This window comes from Streptomyces sp. BBFR25 (assembly GCF_044590125.1).
Classification (GTDB): Bacteria; Actinomycetota; Actinomycetes; order Streptomycetales; family Streptomycetaceae; genus Streptomyces; species Streptomyces canus_D.
The window spans coordinates 7,161,131-7,180,508 of record NZ_CP172447.1 but is presented as its reverse complement, the minus strand read 5'-3'; the positions used below and the strand labels follow the sequence as shown (position 1 = coordinate 7,180,508).

The following is a 19,378-nucleotide window of genomic DNA, read 5'->3' as shown; positions in this document are numbered from 1 at the left end:
GGGCGTGCACCCTGCGCCGGTCTAGCGGCTGCCGCGGGAGTCGGCCCGACCGCGCTCGTAGCGCCGTACGCGCCGGTAGCCCGTGAGCTGCCCCTCGTCGTCCAGTTCCACCTGGTAGCTCGCCATCAGGCTCATGGTGTCGGGCACCCGCTCCAGTTCCAGGACCTCGACCTCCAGTGCCCAGCCCTCCTCCGTCCGCTCGAAGGACGAGACGGACTCGGCGGTCATACCGGTGAGTTCCGCGAGCTGGGCGCGCGCCTCGCGCAGAACCTCCATCGGCTTGGGCCGGTGCGGCTCCTGTGACGACTGTGACTTCTGATCCGTATGTGGCTTTTGTGGCTTTCGTGAACTCTGTTGTGATTCTTGCGAGTCGGATGTGCTTTTCGTGTTCGTCATGGCCACCTCCCCCTCCGTGTGGCCGCATGTGTGTTCGCCAAACCTCGCCGGGTTGCGCAGTCCGCTCAGCCGTGCAAGGCGTTCAGGCGCCGCCGGCCGGGACCCAGGGCCCGGGCGCGGTCCGTGAGCCCGGCCCAAGGCCGGGTGCGGGCCTGCTCGACGGCGTCCGCGACGGTCCAGCGGCGGGCGTGCAGGGCGGGGTCGTCCACCTGGTCCCAGGAGATGGGCGTCGCCACGGGGGCGCCGGGGCGGGCGCGCACGGTGAAGGGGGCGACGGCGGTCTGGGCGTAGGCGTTGCGCTGGATGTCGAGGTAGAGCCGGTCGCCGCGGTCCTTCTTGCGGGCGGCGGTGGTGAGCCGGTCGGGGTGGGCCGCGGCCAGGACGTCGGCGACGGCCCGCGCGAACTCGCGTACGTCGTCGAAGTCCTGGCGGCCGTCCAGCGGGACGACGACGTGCAGCCCGCGGGAGCCGGTGGTCATCGGTGCCGAGGGCAGCTTCAGCTCGTCGAGCAGCTCGCCCAGCAGCCGGGCCGCCGTGCGCACCGCCTCGAAGTCGTCTCCGGACGGGTCGAGGTCGAAGACCATGCGGTCCGGCCGGTCGACCCGCCCGGACCGGGACAGCCAGCGGTGCAGGGTGAGCGCGGCCTGGTCGGCGAGGTAGACGAGGGTGGCGGAGTCGTCGCAGACGGTGTGGCAGACGGTGCCGCCCTCCTTGCCGACCTCGACGCGGTCGATCCACTCCGGGTAGTGCTCCGGGGTGTTCTTCTGCATGAAGCGCGGTCCGTCGATCCCGTCCGGGTGCCGTTCCAGCATCAGCGGGCGGCCCCGCAGGTGCGGCAGCATGAACGGGGCGACGGCACGGTGGTAGTCGACGAGATCGCCCTTGGTGTACTCCTGGGCGCCGCCCTCACCCGCCGGAAACAGGACCTTGTCCGGCCGGTGCACCTCCACCGTGTGCCGTCCGGCCCGCACGGTTCGGGTGCCGTCGCCGCTCCCGCTCACGGGACGATCGCCTGCTCCACGAGCATCCGTGCGGCCGCCTCGATGGACTCGGCGTCGATCCCCGCCGCGTGCAGTTCCTCCGCCGGGGACGCGGAGCCCGGCATCGTCGTGACCGCGAGGCGCACCAGCCGGGGCACCGGTCGGCCGTCCGTGAACGCGTCCAGCACGGCGTCGCCGATGCCGCCCTCCCGGCGGTGGTCCTCCACGGTCACCAGGCAGCCGGTCTCCTCGGCGGCCGCGCGCAGGGTGGCCCGGTCGACGGGCTTGACCGAGTACAGGTCGATCACCCGGACCGGGATGCCGTCCGCCGCGAGGGCGTCGGCCGCGGCGAGTGCCTCGTGCAGGGTGACACCGGCCGCGACGACGGTGAGCCGGTCGGCGTCGGAGGAGCGCAGCACCTTGCTGCCGCCGACCGGGAACTCCTCGTCGGGGCCGTAGATCACCTTGCTCTCGCCGCGCGAGGTGCGCAGGTAGCGGATGCCCTCAAGGCCGGCCATCTCGGCGACCAGGCGCGCGGCCTGGTTGGCGTCGCACGGGTACAGCACGGTCGAGCCGTGGATGGCCCGCATCATCGCGAGGTCCTCCAGGCCCATCTGGCTGGGCCCGTCCTGGCCGATGGCGACGCCCGCGTGGGAGCCGACGAGGTTGATGCCGGAGCCGCTGATCGAGGCCATCCGCACGAAGTCGTAGGCACGGGTCAGGAAGGCGGCGAAGGTGGTGGCGAACGGCACCCAGCCGCGCGCCGCCATCCCGACCGCGGCGGCGACCATCTGCTGCTCGGCGATGTAGCACTCGAAGTAGCGCTCGGGGTGTTCCTTGGCGAAGAACTCGGCCCGCGTGGAGTCGCCGACCTCGCCGTCGAGGGCGACGACGTCTCCGCGCGCGGTGCCGACCGCGGCGAGCGCCTCCCCGAAGGCGTTGCGGGTGGCGATCTCGTCGCCCTTGTCGTAGCGGGGCAGCTCGGTCTGTCCGGTGCCCGCCGAGTGCAGCGCCCGTGCGGCCTCGGGGGCGTGCACCCGCACGCTGATGTCGCGGGGGCCGCCGAGTTCGGCGATCGCCTCCTCGGCCTCGGGCAGCGGCTTGCCGTGCTGTCCCTCGCGGTCCTCCACGGCCTTCACGCCCTTGCCCTTGAGGGTGCGGGCGATGATCGCGGTGGGCTGGCCCTTGGTGGACAGGGCCTCGCCGTAGGCGCGGTCGACGGCGTCCACGTCGTGGCCGTCGATCTCGATGGTGTGCCACTCGAAGGCCCGGAAACGGCGCGCGTACGCGTCGAGGTCGTGGCCGTGCCGGGTGGGACCGCGCTGGCCGAGCCGGTTGACATCGACGATCACGGTGAGGTTGTCGAGGTGCTCGTGTCCGGCGTGCTCGGCTGCCTCCCACACCGATCCCTCGGCCAGCTCGCTGTCGCCGCACAGCACCCACACGCGGTAGTCGGTGTGGTCGAGGCGCTTGCCGGACAGCGCGATGCCGACGCCCACGGGCAGCCCCTGGCCGAGCGAGCCGGTGGCCGTCTCGACCCACGGCAGCCGCTGGGGCGTGGGGTGCCCCTCCAGGCGGCTGCCCAGCTTGCGGAAGGTGAGCAGTTCCTCGTCGTCGATGGCGCCGGCCGCCTTGAAGGCGGAGTAGAGCAGGGGCGAGGCGTGTCCCTTGGACAGCACGAAGCGGTCGTTGCCGGGGTGGGCGGGGCGCTCGAAGTCGTAGCGGAGGTGGTTGGCCAGGAGTACGGCCACCAGGTCCGCGGCGGACATCGACGACGTCGGGTGCCCGGAGCCCGCGGCGGCGGACGCCCGTACGCTGTCGACGCGCAACTGCTGTCCGAGGTCGACGAGTTCACCGGTGTTCATGAGTCTCCTTCCGCCGCACGGCCGTCGGTGCGCTTGACGGGGCCGGGGGCGATGTCGGGTCCGGGGGGCGGCTGGTTCGCCGGGGGTTCGGGGCCGGGGTCGGTGGGCGGGCCCGCGGACCGGCTCGGTCCGGACGGGGCGGTGGGCCGTTTCCGCACGGAGCCCGCACCGGTGCCGCGGGAGGCCTTGCCCGAGCCGCTCCGGGCGGGGCGCGGTCCGGCGGCCTCGACGGCCCGGCGCGGCTTGCCGGACGCCCGGGGCGAGCCGGACCCACTCCGCTCCGCCCGCTCACCGCGCGGGGGGCTCTTCGCCGGTTCACCACCGGGCTGCTTCTTGGCGGGCTCACCGCCGGGCTGCTCCGTCGCGGGCCCGGGGGGCGGCTGGTTCTTCGCAGGCTCGCCGCCTGGCTGGTTCTTCGCGGGCTCACCACCGGGCTGCGCCTTCGCGGGCTCGGTGCCCGGCTGGTTCTTCGTCTCGTCGCCGTCGGAGGGCTTTCCGGTGGGCCCGGTGTCCTTGCCGGACCGCTCCGGGCCGCCCGGTACGCGCGCGACCTCGGGCGACGACGACTCCAGCGGCACGGACCAGGACCGTACGAGGCCCAGCTGTACGGCCTGGCGGGGCAGCACCGCGTCCAGCAGCCAGTCGGCGGCGACCCGCACGCGGTTGCCCGGCATCGCCGCGAGGTGGTAGCCGCGGGTGACCGCACCCGCCGCCGGGCCGGACATCGGCAGGCCGAGCGGGTTGGCGGCGGCCTTGGCGCCGCCGAGGTCCACGACGAACCCCAGGTCACGGTGGCGATAGGCCCGCCGCTTCCCGATGCCGAGCGAGGCGGCGACGTTCTGGGCGCAGACCTTGCCGTGCCGCCAGGCGTGCTGTGCGGTCATCGGCGTGTACTGGCCCGGCTGGTTCAGGTCGGGCACCGCGGCCACGTCACCGCAGGCGAACAGCTCGGGCCGCCCCGCCACCTGGAGGTGGGGGTCGACGAGCAGCCGACCGCGCTCCATGGGCAGCCCCAGGGACTCCACCAGCGGGTCGGGCCGTACGCCCACGCACCACACCAGCGTGCGGGTGTCGACGCTCGTGCCGTCGGTCAGCAGGACCCCGTCGTGCGTGGCCTCCTTGACGGAGATCCCCATCCGCACGTCGACGCCCCGCTGCCGCAGCACCCGCTCGGCGGTGCGGGAGAGCCGTTCGTCCATCTCGGGCATGACCCGGGGCGCCACGTCGAGCAGCATCCAGCGGGGCCGCATGCCGGTGCGCATCGGGTGCCTGCGGACCTGCGCGTCGGTGTACATCGCGCCGTGCGCGGCGACCTCGGTGCCGGTGTATCCCGCGCCGACCACGACGAAGGTGCACCGCGCGGCGCACTCCGCCCGGTCGTCGGCCGCGGCGGCCAGCTCCACCTGCCGGGTCACGTGGTCGCGCAGGTAGAGCGCCTCCGGCAGCCCTCGGAAGCCGTGGGCGTGCTCGGCGACGCCGGGGATGGGCAGCAGCTTGTTGACGCTGCCCGCGGCCAGCACCAGCCGGTCGAAGGGCAGGGTGCCCTCCTCGCCCTCCGGGCCGGTGTAGTGCACGGTGTGCCCGTCGAGGTCGATGCCGTCGGCCTCGCCGAGCACGAGCCGTACGTGCGGCAGCGTGCCCGACAGGGACACGCTGACCCGGCGCGGTTCCAGGATTCCGGCGGCGACCTGGGGCAGCAGGGGCAGGTAGAGGAAGTAGTCGGTCGGGTTGAGCACGGTGATGTCGGCCTGGTGCCGGGTGAGCCGGGACAGGGTGCGGGCCGTCCGGTACCCGGCGAAGCCGGCACCGACGATCACGATGCGGGGTCGGCTCACGGTTCGCCTCCGGGCTGTCGCGTACCTCGTGAGCCTTCCGCGTCCCCTTGGCCGGGGCACCCAAACGTCCGCGGGCACGCCGCGGCACGCCACCGCCCGCCGGTTTCCGGCCCCGCGCCCGGGTACCCGGCCCCGGACCCACCCGCTCCCTGTCCGGAGGCAACCCCTCATGCCCGAATACGGCTATTTCCTCTCGAGCGAGCAGTACGGTCCCGCGGAGTTGATCGAGCAGGCGCGCATGGCCGAGCAGGCCGGCTTCCAGGCGCTGTGGATCTCGGACCACTACCACCCCTGGAACGGCGAGCAGGGCCAGAGCCCGTTCGTGTGGTCGGTGATCGGCGCGCTGTCCGACGCGGTGTCCCTGCCGGTGGAGACGGCGGTGACCTGCCCGACGGTGCGTATCCACCCGGCGGTGGTGGCGCAGGCCGCGGCGACCAGCGCGGTGATGACGGACGGCCGCTTCCGGCTGGGCGTCGGCACCGGCGAGGCGCTGAACGAGCACATCTTCGGCGACGCCTGGCCGGCCGCGCACGTACGCCTGGAGATGCTGGAGGAGGCCATCCTGATCATCCGGCGGCTGCTCACCGGCGAGGAGGTCAACCACCACGGCACCCACTACACGGTGGAGAACGCCCGCCTGTACACGGTGCCCGACGAGCCGGTCCCGATCGACATCTCGGGCTTCGGCCCGGCGGCGACGAAGCTGGCGGCCCGGGTCGGCGACGGCTACATCACGATGATGCCGGACGCCTCGATGGTGGAGCAGTACCGCAAGGGCGGGGGCGGCGGGAAGCTGGTCAGCGGGGGCACCAAGGTCTGCTACGACACCGACAAGGACGCGGCGGTGCGCACCGTGCACCGGCTGTGGGCCAACGAGCAGCTGCCCGGCGAGCTGGGCCAGGTGCTGCCCTCGCCGAAGCACTTCGAGCAGGCGCAGACCCTGGTCACCGAGGACATGGTCCGCGACAACCGGGTGTGCGGCGACGACGTGGACGAGCACGTGGCGGAGCTGAAGCAGTTCGCCGACGCCGGTTTCGACCGGGTCTACGTCAACCAGATCGGCCCGGACCTGCGCGGCTTCTTCGACCTCTACCGCACCAAGGTGCTGCCGCAGCTCCAGCAGAGCGCCTGAGGCGCGCGCGGCACGAAGCGGCACGCACAGGGGTACGCCCGCACGTCCGTGCGGGCGTACCCGTATGCGGTGCTGTGCGGTACGGGGCAGGTCAGCCGCGCCCACCCTTGTTTTCGGGGTCGACGTCGTCCTGGCGCGGTGCGGCGGGCCCGGTGCCGCCCGGTGCGGGAGTGCCCGCGCCCGGGGCGCCGGTCGCGCCGCCCGCACCGCCGGGCGCCACGGGGGGCATCGGCGGGTAGGGCACGCCCAGTCCGCCCGGCGACGCGGTGGGCGCGCCGCCTCCGGGGACGTGGTCGTGCCCGGTGCCGGGTGCCGTGCCCGGCCGCGACGGGTGCGGCCGGGCCGCGCCCCGCAGCAGGTACGCCGCGACGCCCAGGAGGGCGGCCGTGATCAGCGCGGCGGCCCAGCCCGGGAGCGCGAGGGCGAGCGCCAGCCCCACGGCGAGCGCGACGGCGGCGCCCGCGTACAGGGCGGCGGTGCCGGACGCGGCGTACAGCGTGGCCTTGCGGCGCTGCCTGCGGGTCTGTTCACGCAGTTCGTCGCGCACGGTCTCGCGTGCCACCTGCGCCAGTTCGTCGACCAGTTGCCTGTCCAGGTGTTCCAAGTGATCCATGCGGTCCATGTGTTGCGGGTACCCGCGGGCCCGGCTTCCATGGCCGAACGACCGGCGGGGAGTGGGCGGCGGGCGGCCCGTCGTTCCAACTAGGCTCGTCCGTATGGACATTCTGGGAGCCACACTGCGCATCTACGTCGACGACCTGGACAAGTCGATCCCCTTCTACGAGGGGCTGGCCGGCGGCGAGGCCCTTCGTTTCGAACGCGGCGGCGTCCAGGTCGCCGCCATCGGCTGCTTCCTGCTGATGAGCGGGCCCGAGTCCCAGCTCGAGGTGTTGCGCAAGGTGGCCGCGACCATCGCCGTGTCGGACGTCGAGGAAACCCGACGCGTACTCGGTTCCCTCGGCGCCGACATCATCGCCGGCCCGGTCGCGACGCCCGGGGGCCGCAACCTGATCGCCCGGCATCCGGACGGGACGATCTACGAGTACGTGGACCGGCAGCAGTAGGGCCCCGGCACGTCACCCGGGGGCGGCCGGGCGGGGCTCACTCCCCGTCCGGCCACATCCGGAAGTCGTAGCGGGCCGGGAGCGGTGCGTCGTCCAGCCTCGCCCACAGCAGGCCGATGCTGTCGGCGCCCTCCCTCAGGTCGGCGACCTCGAAGCCGTCGTCGAACACGGCCCGCGCCTCCTCAGTCCGGCCCTCCGCGGCCAGCAACTCGCCCTCGGCCAGCCGGAACCGGCCACGGGCCCGCGTCGCGGGGTCCAGCCGCTCCCACACGGCCCGGGCGTCCGCGGTGCGCCCGGCCGCGAGCAGCGCCCCGATCGCCTCCCGGCCCAGCGCCGCGGTGACGGCCGCCCACCCCGCGTCCCCTTCCGCCGCCGCGTCGGTCCGGCGTGCGCACAGGTCGTCGAAGGCCTCCGCGTACCGGTCGGCGGCGCGCTCGTGGTGGCCGTCCTGCTGGTCGGCGACCGCGAGACAGCGCAGCAGCGGCCAGCGGTCCGCGGCGCACTTAAGTCCGCGCTCCCAGCTGCGCACCGCCTGCGCCCGGTCGTCGCCGTGCCACTGGGCGACCCCGAGGTGGTACTCGGCGAGGGGGGTGGCGGCCGTGGTCTCCAGCATGTCCCGCCAGGGCCGGGCGACCAGCGTCCCGCCGGGCGGCTCGTGGTGTTCGGGCTCGGGCAGCGACCCGGTGCGCAGCAGGTGCACCCAGGGCCGCTGTTCCTCGCCGAGGGTGTCCTCGTCGAAGGGGGTGCCGGGCAGCTTCCAGCCCGCCCGCAGCACTTCCAGCGCGCCCCAGCCCGACCCGGTGGCCAGGCGCTCGCCGGGCTCGGTGTCGGCGTACGGCCGCCAGGCGTCGTACGCGGCGTCGACGTCCGCCCGTGGCAGGGCGGCCTCCAGCCGGTCCTCGGCACGGCGCAGCACGGTGGGCCAGTCGCCGTCCGGCGCGGCGTCGAGCGGCCCGTACGCCTCCAGCCAGGACACCTCGCTCTCCGCCTCCAGCTTGACGTGCTCCAGCTGGGTGCGGACGAGCCCGGCCTGGATCTCGCAGTAGCCGCCGGTGCCGGGCTCGGTGAGCCACTCCTGCCAGCGGCGTCCGCCGGGCCCGGTGCCCCACACGAACAGCTTGCGGCCGCGCAGCAGGTCGGTGGAGGTCTGCACCAGTCCGTGGCCGTCCTCGTCGAGGGCGGCGATCCAGCGGCGCCGGTCGTCCGGCACCTCGTAGAAGTAGTCGGCGGCGTAGGTGCTGTTCAGCGGGTACGTGCGGTCAACGCCGTCGTACTCCGGGACGGGCACGCGGCGGAGCCTGCGCTCGTAGCCGAAGTGCCAGGCCTCGTCGGCGGGGGCGAGGACGCGGCGGTCCTCCGGGACGGCGATGTTGGACCACCAGTAGGTGGGCACGGGGCGCTCGTGCGGGTTGCGGATGCGGGCGCCGACGTAGAGGAAGTCCGAGCCGTCCGGCAGCCACAGGTCGACCTGGAAGGGCAGGTCGCGCAGCCGCTCCCACTCCCACAGGCGCAGCATCTCCCCGCCGTCGGGGGCAGGGACGCGGGCGGCGTACACCGGCGAGCAGGACAGGGTGGTGTGGCCGGTGGCGCCGATGTTCCACTCGATGCCGCCGGAGAACCAGGCGCCGTTGAGGGCGAAGTTGGCGGGCTGGAGCACGGGGTTGACGTAGAGGAGTTCGCGGCCGGTGGGCTTGTGGTGGAGGGAGGCGATGCGTCCGCCCAGGCCGGGCAGGACGGTGGCGCGCAGCCGGTCGTTCTCGATGACGAGCGCGTCGAGTCCGCGCGGTGCGCGCTCCCGGTCGTAGCCGTCCCGGACCCGGACGGGCAGCAGGCTGCGCAGTGGCTCGTAGTCGACCTGGCGGGCCATGTCGCGCGGCAGGTCCGCCCGGTCCCGGTCGTCGATGCGGTGGGCCTCGTCCAGGGGGCGCAGCGGCGGCAGGGGGTTGTCCGGCCCCAGCGGCGCGGCGGGCAGGGTCAGTACCTCGCGTCGGATCGTCGTCACGGTTCCTCATGGAAGCCGCTCTCCGGCGCGGTGAACAGGGGCTCCGCCGGGCGGGAGGGGCGACGTGACTCACGTTTAATCCGCTGGGGCCCGGTACGGGCGCGGGCATAGGGTCGGGCGGTCGGCGCGCGTACCAAGACGAAGACGACGATGAAGACGAAGGAGAGCGGCCGTGAGTGAGCAGCACACCTACCGGGTGATCGTCCGGGGCACCTGGGAGGGGCTGACCGAGGAGGCACGTGCCCGGTTGCTCGCCGAGGCGGGCGAGCACGGGATGGCGAGCATGCGGTTCACCGAGGAGGGCTCGCTGTCGTACGAGCCCGCGCCGCTGAAGCACTTCTCGATGCGCTACGTGGTGGTGTCGGACGCGGCGGACGGCGAGGAGATGGCGGGCGCGATCGCGGAGGACCGGGCCGAGACCACGCTCGGCGGGCTCGGCTACGGGTTCCGCGACCTCAGGTCCACGGTGACGGACCTGGACACGATGAAGATCAACCGGAAGTCACGGTCTCGGCGGTGATCGCCCAGCGCTGGTGGTCGCGCCAGGCGCCGTCGATGTAGAGCATCCTCGGCGAGTAGCCCTCCAGGTGGAATCCGCAGGCGCGGGCCAGGGCGATCGAGGCGGCGTTGCCCGGCTGGACGTTGATCTCCAGCCGGTGCAGGCGCATCGGCCCGAACGCGTGGCGCACCACGAGGTCGAGTCCTTCGCGCATCAGCCCGCGGCCCGCCGCGTGCACGAAGGCGCCGTAGCCGAGCGCACCGCTGCGGAAGCCGCCCTCGACGATGTTGTTGATGTTCACGAACCCGGCGATGGAGCCGCCGGGTGCGCCCCCGGAGGTCGCGTCCGTGTCCTTCTCGCACACCAGGAACCCGGCCTTGGCGGGGTCCTCGATCAGCCGGCCCGCGTAGGCCTCGTACGCCTGCATGCTGTCGGGCGGGAAGAGCCAGGGGTGGTGCAGGTCCTTGCTCTGACGCGCCCGGGCGGTGAACTCGGCGCCGTCCGCGTAGGTGAAGTGCCGGATGCCCACGCGCGGGCCCTCGGCGAGGTGGCGGGAGGGGGTGTGCGGCATGGGATCAGCCTACGACGGTCAGCGCAGCGCGGGCGTGTCCAGCGTCAAGGTGCCCGCGTCGGCGTCCAGTTCCGCCCGCACGCCGAAGGGGACGGTCAGCGCGCCCTCGCAGTGCCCGAACCCGAAGTCCTCGGCGACCGGCACGCCGAGCCCGCCGAGCCGGTCGGCCAGCAGGGGCCGCAGCCGCTCGCGGGGCTCGCACTCCGCCCACGAGCCGAGCAGCACGCCACCGACCCCGTCGAGCCATCCGGCGCGGAGCAGCTGCGTGAGGTAGCGGTCGATGCGGTACGTCTCCTCCCCCACGTCCTCCAGGCACAGCAGCCCGCCGCGCGCGGAGGGCCGGGCGTGCGGGGTGCCCAGGTCGGCGGCGAGCAGGGCGAGGCAGCCGCCCAGGGTGACGCCCCAAGCCCGGCCGGGCACCAGCGGTGTGCCGCCCGAGGCGATCACGCGGACCGACTCGGGGTCGCACAGGGTGGCCCGCAGGTGCTCCTGTGCCCGGGCGTTCTTGACGAAGTCGATCCCGGCCGCCATCGGTCCGTGCAGGGTGACCAGGCCGAGGCGGGTGGCGAAGGCCTCGTGCAGTGCGGTGATGTCGCTGAAGCCGACGAACACCTTGGGGCCGGCCGCGCGCATCGCCTCCCAGTCGAGCAGGTCGACCATGCGCTGGACGCCGTACCCGCCGCGGGCGCACAGCACCGCGTCCACGGCCGGGTCGCACCAGGCGGCCTGGAGGTCGGCGGCCCGGTCGGCGTCGGTGCCCGCGAGGTAGTCGAAGGTGCCGTGCCGGTCCAGGACGTGCGGCGCCACGACCGGGTCGAGGTCCCAGCCGCGCAGCACGTCCAGTCCCGCCTGGAGCCGCTCCTCGGGCACCGGCCCGCTGGGTGCGACGACGGCCACCCGGGCGCCGGGGGCGAGCCGGGCCGGCCGGACCAGCTCTCTCACCCGGCTCACCGGGTCAGCTCCAGGGGCGGGACGCCGGGCGGGGTCAGCCCGAAGACCTGGGCGTAGAGGGAGAGCTCGGCCTCCAGGGCGCGGACCATGGTCTGCGCGCGGCGGAAGCCGTGTCCCTCGCCCTCGAAGGCGAGGTAGGCGTGCGGCACGCCGCGGCCCGCCATCCGGTCGAGGAACCGCTCGCACTGCACGGGCGGGCAGATAACGTCGTCCAGTCCCTGGAGCAGCAGGAACGGGGCGGTGACGCGCTCGGCGTGCTCGGCGGGCGACCGCTCGGCGTAGCGGTCCGGGACCTCGGCGTAGGGGCCGATCAGGCTCTCCAGGTACTGCGACTCGAAGTCGTGGGTCTCGCCGGTCCCCCAGCCGGTCAGGTCGAGGATCGGGTAGATGATCGTGCCGCAGGCGTAGACGTCGGTGGTGGCGAGCGACGCGGCGGACGTCCAGCCGCCCGCGCTGCCGCCGCGCACGGCGAGCCGGTCCCGGTCGGCGGTGCCCTCCTCGGCGAGGGCGACGGCGACGGCCGCGCAGTCCTCGACGTCGACGACGCCCCACTGTTCACGCAGCCGGTTGCGGTACTCCCGGCCGTGCCCGCTGGAACCCCCGTAGTTGACCTCGGCGACGCCGATGCCGCGGGAGGTGAAGTAGGCGATCTCCAGGTCGAGGACGAGCGGGGAACGGCTGGTGGGGCCGCCGTGCGCCCAGATGACGTACGGCGGCAGCTCGCCGTCCGGCGCCTGGCAGCCGGGGTGGTGCGGCGGGTAGAGGTGGGTGTGGATCTCGCGTCCGCCCGGGCCGGTGAAGGTACGGATCCGCGGCCGCGGGTAGTACGCCGGGTCGACGGCGTCCTCGTGCGGGGCACCGATGACCCGGGCGCGGCCGGTGCGGGCGTCCAGCTCCACGACCTCGTATCCGCTGTGCGGCCCGGCGCCGACGCCGACGACCCGCTCGCCGTGCGCGGCCAGGGTGGGCGCGAACTCGGTCCAGGGACCCGCGGCGTCGGCGACGTCGCCGGTCTCGGGGTCGAGGATGCCGAGGGCGGCGGCGCCCCGGCCGTGCAGGACCGCGATCAGGCCGCTGTCCAGGGCCGCGAACCAGCGCTGCCCGAGCTTCCACAGCGGCCCGCCGAACTCCTCCTCGCGGGCGCACAGCGGCTGCCCGTCGCGGTAGAGGTTCCACCAGCCGGTGCGGTCGGAGGCGTACAGCAGGGTGCCGTCCGGTGCCCAGTCCGCCTGGGCGATGGACTCCTCGGGGCCACCGGCGACGGGCCGGGCGTCTCGGAACAGGCCCTCGGGGCCGACGTCGGCGACGATCAGCTCGGTGCCGTCCCAGGGCATGCGCGGGTGGTCCCAGGCGAGCCAGGCGGCGCGGCGCCCGTCGGGCGAGAGGCGGGGTCCGGTGACGAAGCGGTGCCGTTCGGGAGTGAGTTCGCGGACCGCGCGCCGGTCGTCGGCCGCGGAGCCGTCCAGCGGCACCGCCACGAGGACGCGGCGGACGTCGGTGGGCCCCTCGCCGGTGAACTCCTCCAGGACGCACCACACCTCGCCGCGCTCGGGACGCGGGTCCGGCTCGATCCAGCGCAGTCCGCCGCCCACCGGGGAGAGCGGTGTCAGCGGGCGCGGCTCGCCGCCGCCGGGGGTGAAGGCGTACAGCCGCTGGTCGGCGAAGTTCACGAAGACCACCAGCGGACCGGTGTCGGTCGTGGCCGCGCCCCACGGCCGGCCGCCGTACTCGATGACGCGGCTGCGCACGTTCCACGGTGCGGGCAGCACCGGTTCCTCGGTGCCGTCGGCGTGCCGCCGCACCAGGGTGCGCCGCCCGCCCTCGGTGGGCCGGGGCGCGGTCCACCACACCTCGTCACCGACGAAGCCGACGTCGTCGGGCCGTCCGTCGTGCGCGGCGGCGAGGGCCGCGTCGACGGGCGAGGGCCACGATCCGTACGACAGAGTCGACACTGACTCCCCCACTTCTCCTCCAGCTGCTTGCTCGTCCGGGCGGTGCCCGGGTCTTACGCCGTGCGCAGGAAACGGTCCAGGACTCTGACTCCGAAGTGCAGTGCCTCGACCGGGACCCGCTCGTCCACACCGTGGAAGAGGGCCTGGTAGTCGAAGCCCTCGGGCAGCTTCAGCGGCGCGAAGCCGTATCCGGTGATGCCGAGCCGGGAGAACTGCTTGGCGTCGGTGCCCCCGGACATGCAGTACGGCACGACGTGCCCCTCGGGCGCGAACTCCTCCACCGCCGCGCGCATCCGGGCGTACGTCGGCGCGTCCACCGGCGCCTGGAGGGCGACCTCGCGGTGGACGAACTCCCAGTCCACGTCCGGCCCGGTGAGCCGGTCGAGGGTGCTGCGGAACTCGTCCTCGCCGCCGTACAGGAACCGCCCGTCGACGTGGGCGACGGCCTCTCCCGGGATGACGTTGACCTTGTACCCGGCGTCCAGCATGGTCGGGTTGCTGCTGTTGCGGACGGTGGACTCGACCAGCTTGCCCGCCTCGCCGAGCTTGTCCAGCAGGGCGTCGACGTCGCTCAGGTCGGTCTCGATGCCGTAGACGGCGGCGATCTCGGTCAGGGCCGCGCGCACGGTCGGGGTCAGGCGCAGCGGCCACTCGTGGGCGCCGATGCGGGTGATCGCGGCGGTGAGCCGGGTGATCGCGTTCTCCCGGTTCACCTTCGAACCGTGCCCGGCGCGCCCGCGCGCGGTGAGCTTGAGCCAGCCCGTCCCCCGTTCACCGGCGGCGATGGGGTAGAACTGCCGCCCGGCCCCGTCGTGGAAGGTGAACGCCCCGGACTCGCTGACGCCCTCGGTGCAGCCCTCGAACAGGGCGGCGTGCCGGTCGGCGAGGAAGCCGGAGCCGTCCTCGGCGCTGGCCTCCTCGTCCGCGGTGAACGCGATCACCACGTCCCGCCGGGGCCGCACCCCTTGCCGGGCCCAGTCGCGGACGACCGCGAGGATCATCGCGTCCATGTTCTTCATGTCGACGGCGCCGCGCCCCCAGACGACGCCGTCGCGGATCTCCCCGGAGAAGGGGTGCACGTTCCAGTCGGCGGCCTCGGCGGGCACGACGTCCAGGTGGCCGTGGACCAGCAGCGCGTCGGCGGAGGGGTCGGTGCCCTCGATGCGGGCCACGACGTTGGTGCGGCCCGGGGTGCGCTCCAGCAGCGTGGGCTCGATCCCGGCCTCGGCGAGCCGCGCGGCGGCGTACTCGGCGGCGGGCCGCTCCTGGCAGTCGCCGCCGCCCCGGTTGGTGGTGTCGATCCGGATCAGCTCGGAGGTGAACCGGACGACCTCGTCCAGCGCCTGCTCGCCGGTGTCCGGTCCGGTCCCCGTGTGCTCAGCCATACTGCTCCTCCACCGCCGCCGAGACGATCGTCGTGACCGCCTTGAACGTCCGGATCGCCTCGAACATCGTGTCGTGGGTGTATGCCACCTTCCGCTCCCCGACCTGCGCCACACCGGGCACCACGGTCGCGGCCGCCGCCAGGTGCTCGGCGTCGAACTCCAGGGCGAGGGTGAAAGGCCCGCCGCTCACCGGCTCCTGCCGCACGGCTAGCGCGGTGGCCTCCTTGGCGGCGGCCCGGATGTCGGCGGCGGTCCTCGCCGGGGTGCGGCACACGGCCGCGTACCGCGACACATGGTCCTTGACCGCGACCTTGCGCGCCTCGGGCGCGTACCCGAGCGCGTCCTCGCAGGCCACGTCGTCCCCGGTGACCAGCACCACGGGCACCCCGTACTCGGCGACCACGTGTGCGTTGAGCAGACCCTCACTGGCCCGTACGTCGTTCAGCCAGACGCCGGTGAGCTGGTTGGCGAGGTAGGTGTGGGCGAGGACGCCCTCCATACCGGCGCCCGCGTGGTACCCGATGAACGCGATGCCGTCCACGTCCCCGTGCTGGACGCCCTCCACCATGGACAGCGCCTTGTGCCGTCCGGTGAGCATCTCCGTGCGCTCGTCGAGCCGCTCCAGGAGGAGATTGCGCATGGACCAGTGCGCCTCGTTGACCAGCACCTCGTCGGCTCCGCCGTCGAAGAAGCCGAGCACGGCCGCGTTCACGTCCGAGGTGAACATCGACCGGCACCGCTCCCACTGCGGCGTCCCCGGCAGCACGTCGGCCGGCCAGGTGACACCGGTGGCGCCTTCCATGTCGGCACTGATGAGGATCTTCATGGCTCGAACCGTACGCGCTGCCCGGCCACCTCTGCCAGGCCTGTGGATAACCATCGGTGGTCTGGACCACTGAAGCGCCCCGTCCGGCCTACGATCAGCGCTTTCACGGGGGCGGGACCGTCAACTCCACGGCCCGTCCGGCACCAGCGCGCCGAGGACCGCCGACAGCTGGGGCGGCTCGACCGGGTCCGCAAACGAACCCAGGTCCGGCCACGCCGTCCAGGCGTACGTGTCCAGACTGGCCTGCTCGTCGGGGAGCAGGCCGGTCCGCGCCGGCGCCGGCCGCTCGCCGGTGAACTCGGCCGCCGCCAGGGGCGTCTCCCCCGGCTCGATGCCGCCCTCCCGGCGGCTCCCAGAGGTACGTTCCGTCGAACGGGTCCCGCCAACGCAGGAGCAGCAGGCGACGGGCGGCGTCAAGACAGAGGACCCGGGAGGCGGACCGGTGCGTCGATTCCACCGTCCCGATGCTGGGCGACGCCCGCCACCACCCAAGTCGACGGCAGTTCTATGCGGGTGCCGTCCGACGTGTACTCCGTGGTGACCAGCGGCAGTTCGCCGCTCGCCAGGACGGTCAGTCCGGCCGCGCGGAGGTACCCGGGCACCGCCTCGTCGGGGACGGCGCCGGGGGTCAGGCCGTGGCGCAGGACGGGGGCGAGTTTGGCGGGCGGCCCGGCCGGCCCCTGCGCCAGGCCCGCCAGGACGGTCTTGGCCGCCTGGGAGGGCTCGACCAGGAAGGCGCGGCCGCGTGCGCCGAGGAGCGCGGCGAGGGCGTCGGCCAGGGGCTGCCGGTCGTCGGGCTCGCACTGGTGCAGGACGCCCCGGACGTAGACGTTGGCGTCGCCCAGTTCCGCGTGCAGCGCCTCCGCCTCGGCCTTGTCGGCGGCGTCCAGTTGCCGGTACGCGGCCAGTCCGCCCGGGTCGGCGTGGCGGGCGTGGGCGAGGGCGGCGGCGGAGAGGTCGGCGCCGACCACGTGCGGGAAGCGTTCGGCGAAGTAGCGGGTCTGGGTGCCGTTTCCGCAGCCCAGGTCGATCAGCGGCAGGGCGGCGTCGGTCAGGTGCGGTTCGAAGTGTGCCAGGTGGCGACCGGCGGTCAGCGTCGGCTCCGCGTCCCAGAACACCGCCCCCCGGTCCCCGGAGGCCTCGTTCCAGAAGCCCTCCCAGGCGTCCCGGTACCGACTCGTCACGCTCATGCCCGTCTCCCCAGGTGCGACGACGTACGGCCCGCCGACGACGACGGGTCCGTACGGTGTACCGCGCCCGGCGCACACCCACAAGCGCCCGGCGCATTCCTTCACCACCCGTTCGCGCCGGGCGAATTGGTCCGCGGATCGATCCGGCGCATTGCGGCGGTCGGCCAGGCGCGGAACGCCGCCGTCCTTGGCGTGCTGCTCCCGGCCCTGTACTGCGGTCCGCGCGGCGGCGCCTCGGCGCTAGCGGTACCGGGCGGGCAGTGTCAGCTCGAACCACACCGTCTTGCCCGCGGTGGTGCGGCTGGCGCCCCATGCGCGGGCGAGGGTGCTGACCACGCGCAGGCCGCGCCCGGCCTCGTCCTCGGGACCCGCGCTCCTGAGCGCGGGCAACTCGTGGTCGTCGTCGTCCACCTCGCACAGCAGCGTGTCGGCGCGCACCAGGCGCAGTTCGACGGGGCGGGCGTGGGAGTGGCGTACGGCGTTGGTGACGAGTTCGCTGACCATCAGCTCCGCGGGGCCCGCCAGCTTCGGCAGCCCCCAGTCGTGCAGCTGTTCGCGGACCGCCGCGCGGGCGCGGCCCACTTCGGCCGGGTCGCGGGCGAGGCTCCATTCGGCGACGGCGTCGGGCTCGATGCCGGTCAGCCGGGCCATCAGCAGGGCGACGTCGTCCTTGCGGCCGCCGCGGGTGCCCAGGGCGCGGATGATGGTGTCGCAGGCGTCGTCCATGGACGCGGCCGGGTGGGCGGCGGACTCGCAGAGGGTGGCGAGGCCGACGCCGATGTCCTCGCCGCGCACCTCCACCAGGCCGTCGGTGCACATCACCAGCCGGTCGCCGGGCGCCACCGGCACGCGCACCGACTCGAAGGGCACCCCGCCGACGCCGATCGGCGCCCCCGTCGGCAGGTCGATCAGCTCGCTGGCGCCGTCCTCGGCACGGACCAGGACGGGCGGGATGTGACCGGCGTTGGCGAGGTGCAGTTCACCGGCGACCGGGTCGTACACGGCGTACAAACAGGTCGCCAGGTGCGTTTCGCCGAGCCGCTGGGCGAGGTCGTCGAGGTTGCGCAGCAGTCGCGCGGGCGGCAGGTCGAGACCGGCCATGGTCTGGACGGCGGTGCGCAACTGGCCCATCATCGCCGCCGAGCCCAGACCGTGGCCCATGACGTCGCCGACGACGAGCGCGGTGCGGGCGCCCGGCAGCTTGACCGAGTCGAACCAGTCGCCGCCGACCCGGCCGAGCAGCGTCCCCGGCAGATAGCGGGTGGCGATGTCGCACCCGGCCATGCGCGCGGGGATGTGCGGGAGCATGCTGTCCTGGAGCGTCTCGGCGACGTTCTCCTGGTGGGTGTACATGCGCGCGTTGTCGAGTACGAGGCCCGCGCGGGCGGCGAGTTCGGCACCGGTGACGCGGTCCATGTCGTTGAAGACGGGCCGCTCCGGGTGCCGGAGCAGGATCATGAAGCCGAGGACGACCTGCCGGGCCTTGAGCGGCACCAGCAGCATCGAGCGGTCCGTGATGAGCGGCCGGATGTCCCGCTTCTCGAACTGGGAGGCGATGGCGTGGCCCATCTCCTCGGTGATGCGGGGCACCAGCACCGGCTCACCGCTGGTCATGCACTGGAAGAAGGGGGTGTGCGCCGGGAAGGGCATGGCCTCGCCGACGGGTACGACGTCGTCCCAGCGGCCGGGTTCGTCGGTGTGCTCCAGGGCGACGCGGTGCCACATGGTGGTGGTGTCCGGTACGCCGTCGGGGAAGCCCTCACCGGCGACGACCTGTTCGCGCAGGTAGGTCCCGGCGACGTCGGTGAAGCGGGGGACGACCGCCCGGCTGACCTCCACGATGGTCTGCGCCAAGTCGAGGGAGGTGCCGATCGCGCCGCTGACCTCGTTGAGGAACTCCAGGCGTTCGCGGACCGCCGCGTACTCCAGGTCCTCGGCCTCGTCCCGCAGCTCCTGGGGCACCGGCTCACCGGCCGCCAGTGCCCGCGCGGCCCGCTCGCGGCGCGCCCGGCGCTCGGCCCGCCGGGGCACGCCCCAGTCCGGGATAACGGGCACCCGGTCGTTCTGGCTGAACTCCAGGACCGGGTAGCCCAGCTCGAGGACCTGGGCGACGATGCGGGCGCTCTCCCCGACGCTCATGCTGGGCAGGATCTCGGGGAGGCGGCGGGCGAGTTCGTCGGCGCCGGGGAAGTCGGTGTGCAGGGCGAACCCGGGCGCGATCCGCTCGACGACACCCGCCCCGGCGCCGTCGTCGGCGTAGTCCCGGCGCAGTCCGTCCGCGTCGGCGGCCAGCACGAGCAGCCGCTCCGGCCCGGGCCCCACCAGGGGGTACGCCCACCAGAGCACGTCGACGCGGGCGTCGGCCGGCACGGTCAGCCGGGCCCGGCCCGCCGCCGGGTAGGAGAGCCGCCCGTCGAGGGAGGACTCCAGGCCCGGCCCGAGGCCGTCGTGGTCCGGGTACGGGCCGTAGGCCGAGCCCTCGTCCTGCGCCCCGTCCCCGGGGAGCACGCCCGAGACGGGCAGCAGGTCGAGGGCGGGCCGCCCGATCGCCTCTTCCTTGGGCAGGGCGAACAACCGCCGTGCGCCCCGGCTCCAGTGGGAGACCAGTCCGTCGCGGTCCACCACGACGACGGCCAGTGGGACGCGGCCCGTGACGGGGTCGGCCGGCACGGCGTCGGGTCCGGCACGGTGGCCGGGAGGTGCGTCCCGCTCGGTGCCATGGTCCATGGC

Annotated in this window: 17 protein-coding genes; 3 read left to right on the top strand and 14 right to left on the bottom strand. The window is 74.0% G+C overall.

Annotated elements, in window-relative coordinates:
- Positions 1-21 precede the first annotated feature (21 nt).
- The 4 genes from ACGH52_RS32230 to ACGH52_RS32215 all read right to left on the bottom strand — a co-directional run bounded on the left by ACGH52_RS32230 (position 22) and on the right by ACGH52_RS32215 (position 5,076).
- Positions 22-396 (bottom strand): gas vesicle protein, encoded by a 375-nt coding sequence (locus ACGH52_RS32230; protein ID WP_121702297.1) that lies wholly within the window; start codon positions 394-396, stop codon positions 22-24.
- A 65-nt stretch (positions 397-461) separates the two neighbouring features.
- Positions 462-1,367 carry a non-homologous end-joining DNA ligase gene (gene ligD / locus ACGH52_RS32225; protein ID WP_399946951.1) on the bottom strand — a complete coding sequence of 302 codons (906 nt, stop codon included), beginning with the start codon at positions 1,365-1,367 and terminating at the stop codon, positions 462-464.
- 26 nt (positions 1,368-1,393) lie between these two features.
- A complete protein-coding gene (locus ACGH52_RS32220; RefSeq protein ID WP_399944448.1) occupies positions 1,394-3,241 on the bottom strand; it encodes a transketolase in 1,848 nt (615 codons plus the stop codon).
- Entirely contained in the window at positions 3,238-5,076 is a 1,839-nt protein-coding gene (locus tag ACGH52_RS32215; protein ID WP_399944445.1) for an FAD-dependent oxidoreductase, read from the bottom strand. Before ACGH52_RS32215 ends, ACGH52_RS32220 begins: the two co-directional genes overlap by 4 nt.
- A 169-nt stretch (positions 5,077-5,245) precedes the next feature.
- Here ACGH52_RS32215 and ACGH52_RS32210 point away from each other — a divergent pair, with 169 nt between their 5' ends.
- Positions 5,246-6,208, top strand: a complete 963-nt coding sequence (locus ACGH52_RS32210; protein WP_121703788.1) for an LLM class F420-dependent oxidoreductase — start codon at positions 5,246-5,248, stop codon at positions 6,206-6,208.
- Between the two features lie 91 nt (positions 6,209-6,299).
- Here ACGH52_RS32210 and ACGH52_RS32205 read toward each other — a convergent pair whose 3' ends face one another.
- Positions 6,300-6,830, bottom strand: coding sequence for a phage holin family protein (locus ACGH52_RS32205; protein ID WP_193777817.1), 531 nt, complete (start codon positions 6,828-6,830; stop codon positions 6,300-6,302).
- Between the two features lie 94 nt (positions 6,831-6,924).
- On the opposite strand from ACGH52_RS32205, the gene ACGH52_RS32200 reads away from it, so the two are divergent.
- Positions 6,925-7,272, top strand: a complete 348-nt coding sequence (locus ACGH52_RS32200) for a VOC family protein (RefSeq protein ID WP_076977198.1) — start codon at positions 6,925-6,927, stop codon at positions 7,270-7,272.
- A 37-nt stretch (positions 7,273-7,309) separates the two neighbouring features.
- Here the strand turns inward: ACGH52_RS32200 and ACGH52_RS32195 are convergent, their stop codons facing one another.
- Positions 7,310-9,274 carry a DUF5107 domain-containing protein gene (locus tag ACGH52_RS32195; protein ID WP_399944440.1) on the bottom strand — a complete coding sequence of 655 codons (1,965 nt, stop codon included), beginning with the start codon at positions 9,272-9,274 and terminating at the stop codon, positions 7,310-7,312.
- Between the two features lie 172 nt (positions 9,275-9,446).
- On the opposite strand from ACGH52_RS32195, the gene ACGH52_RS32190 reads away from it, so the two are divergent.
- Complete coding sequence (locus ACGH52_RS32190; RefSeq protein ID WP_059302702.1) at positions 9,447-9,794, top strand: DUF6204 family protein; 348 nt, start codon at positions 9,447-9,449, stop codon at positions 9,792-9,794.
- Here ACGH52_RS32190 and ACGH52_RS32185 read toward each other — a convergent pair.
- The 8 genes from ACGH52_RS32185 to ACGH52_RS32150 form a co-directional block, all read right to left on the bottom strand.
- Positions 9,766-10,344: a GNAT family N-acetyltransferase gene (locus ACGH52_RS32185; RefSeq protein ID WP_121703790.1), complete on the bottom strand. Its 579-nt coding sequence runs from the start codon at positions 10,342-10,344 to the stop codon at positions 9,766-9,768. The two genes, ACGH52_RS32190 and ACGH52_RS32185, sit on opposite strands and share 29 nt — an antisense overlap.
- A gap of 18 nt (positions 10,345-10,362) precedes the next feature.
- Positions 10,363-11,286 carry an LD-carboxypeptidase gene (locus tag ACGH52_RS32180; protein WP_121703802.1) on the bottom strand — a complete coding sequence of 308 codons (924 nt, stop codon included), beginning with the start codon at positions 11,284-11,286 and terminating at the stop codon, positions 10,363-10,365.
- Positions 11,287-11,291: 5 nt separating this feature from the next.
- Positions 11,292-13,247 (bottom strand): prolyl oligopeptidase family serine peptidase, encoded by a 1,956-nt coding sequence (locus tag ACGH52_RS32175; RefSeq protein WP_399944435.1) that lies wholly within the window; start codon positions 13,245-13,247, stop codon positions 11,292-11,294.
- Positions 13,248-13,300: 53 nt separating this feature from the next.
- Positions 13,301-14,632, bottom strand: a complete 1,332-nt coding sequence (locus tag ACGH52_RS32170; protein ID WP_399944433.1) for a M20/M25/M40 family metallo-hydrolase — start codon at positions 14,630-14,632, stop codon at positions 13,301-13,303.
- A complete protein-coding gene (locus ACGH52_RS32165) occupies positions 14,625-15,458 on the bottom strand; it encodes a M55 family metallopeptidase (protein ID WP_059302698.1) in 834 nt (277 codons plus the stop codon). Before ACGH52_RS32165 ends, ACGH52_RS32170 begins: the two co-directional genes overlap by 8 nt.
- 120 nt (positions 15,459-15,578) lie before the next feature.
- Positions 15,579-15,875, bottom strand: a complete 297-nt coding sequence (locus ACGH52_RS32160) for a hypothetical protein (RefSeq protein ID WP_238696938.1) — start codon at positions 15,873-15,875, stop codon at positions 15,579-15,581.
- Positions 15,872-16,648 carry a class I SAM-dependent methyltransferase gene (locus tag ACGH52_RS32155; protein WP_076977192.1) on the bottom strand — a complete coding sequence of 259 codons (777 nt, stop codon included), beginning with the start codon at positions 16,646-16,648 and terminating at the stop codon, positions 15,872-15,874. The genes ACGH52_RS32160 and ACGH52_RS32155 overlap by 4 nt, the downstream gene beginning before the upstream one ends.
- Positions 16,649-16,888: 240 nt before the next feature.
- On the bottom strand, positions 16,889-19,375 hold the full coding sequence (locus ACGH52_RS32150) for a SpoIIE family protein phosphatase (RefSeq protein WP_399944428.1): 2,487 nt from the start codon (positions 19,373-19,375) through the stop codon (positions 16,889-16,891).
- Between the last annotated feature and the right edge of the window lie 3 nt (positions 19,376-19,378).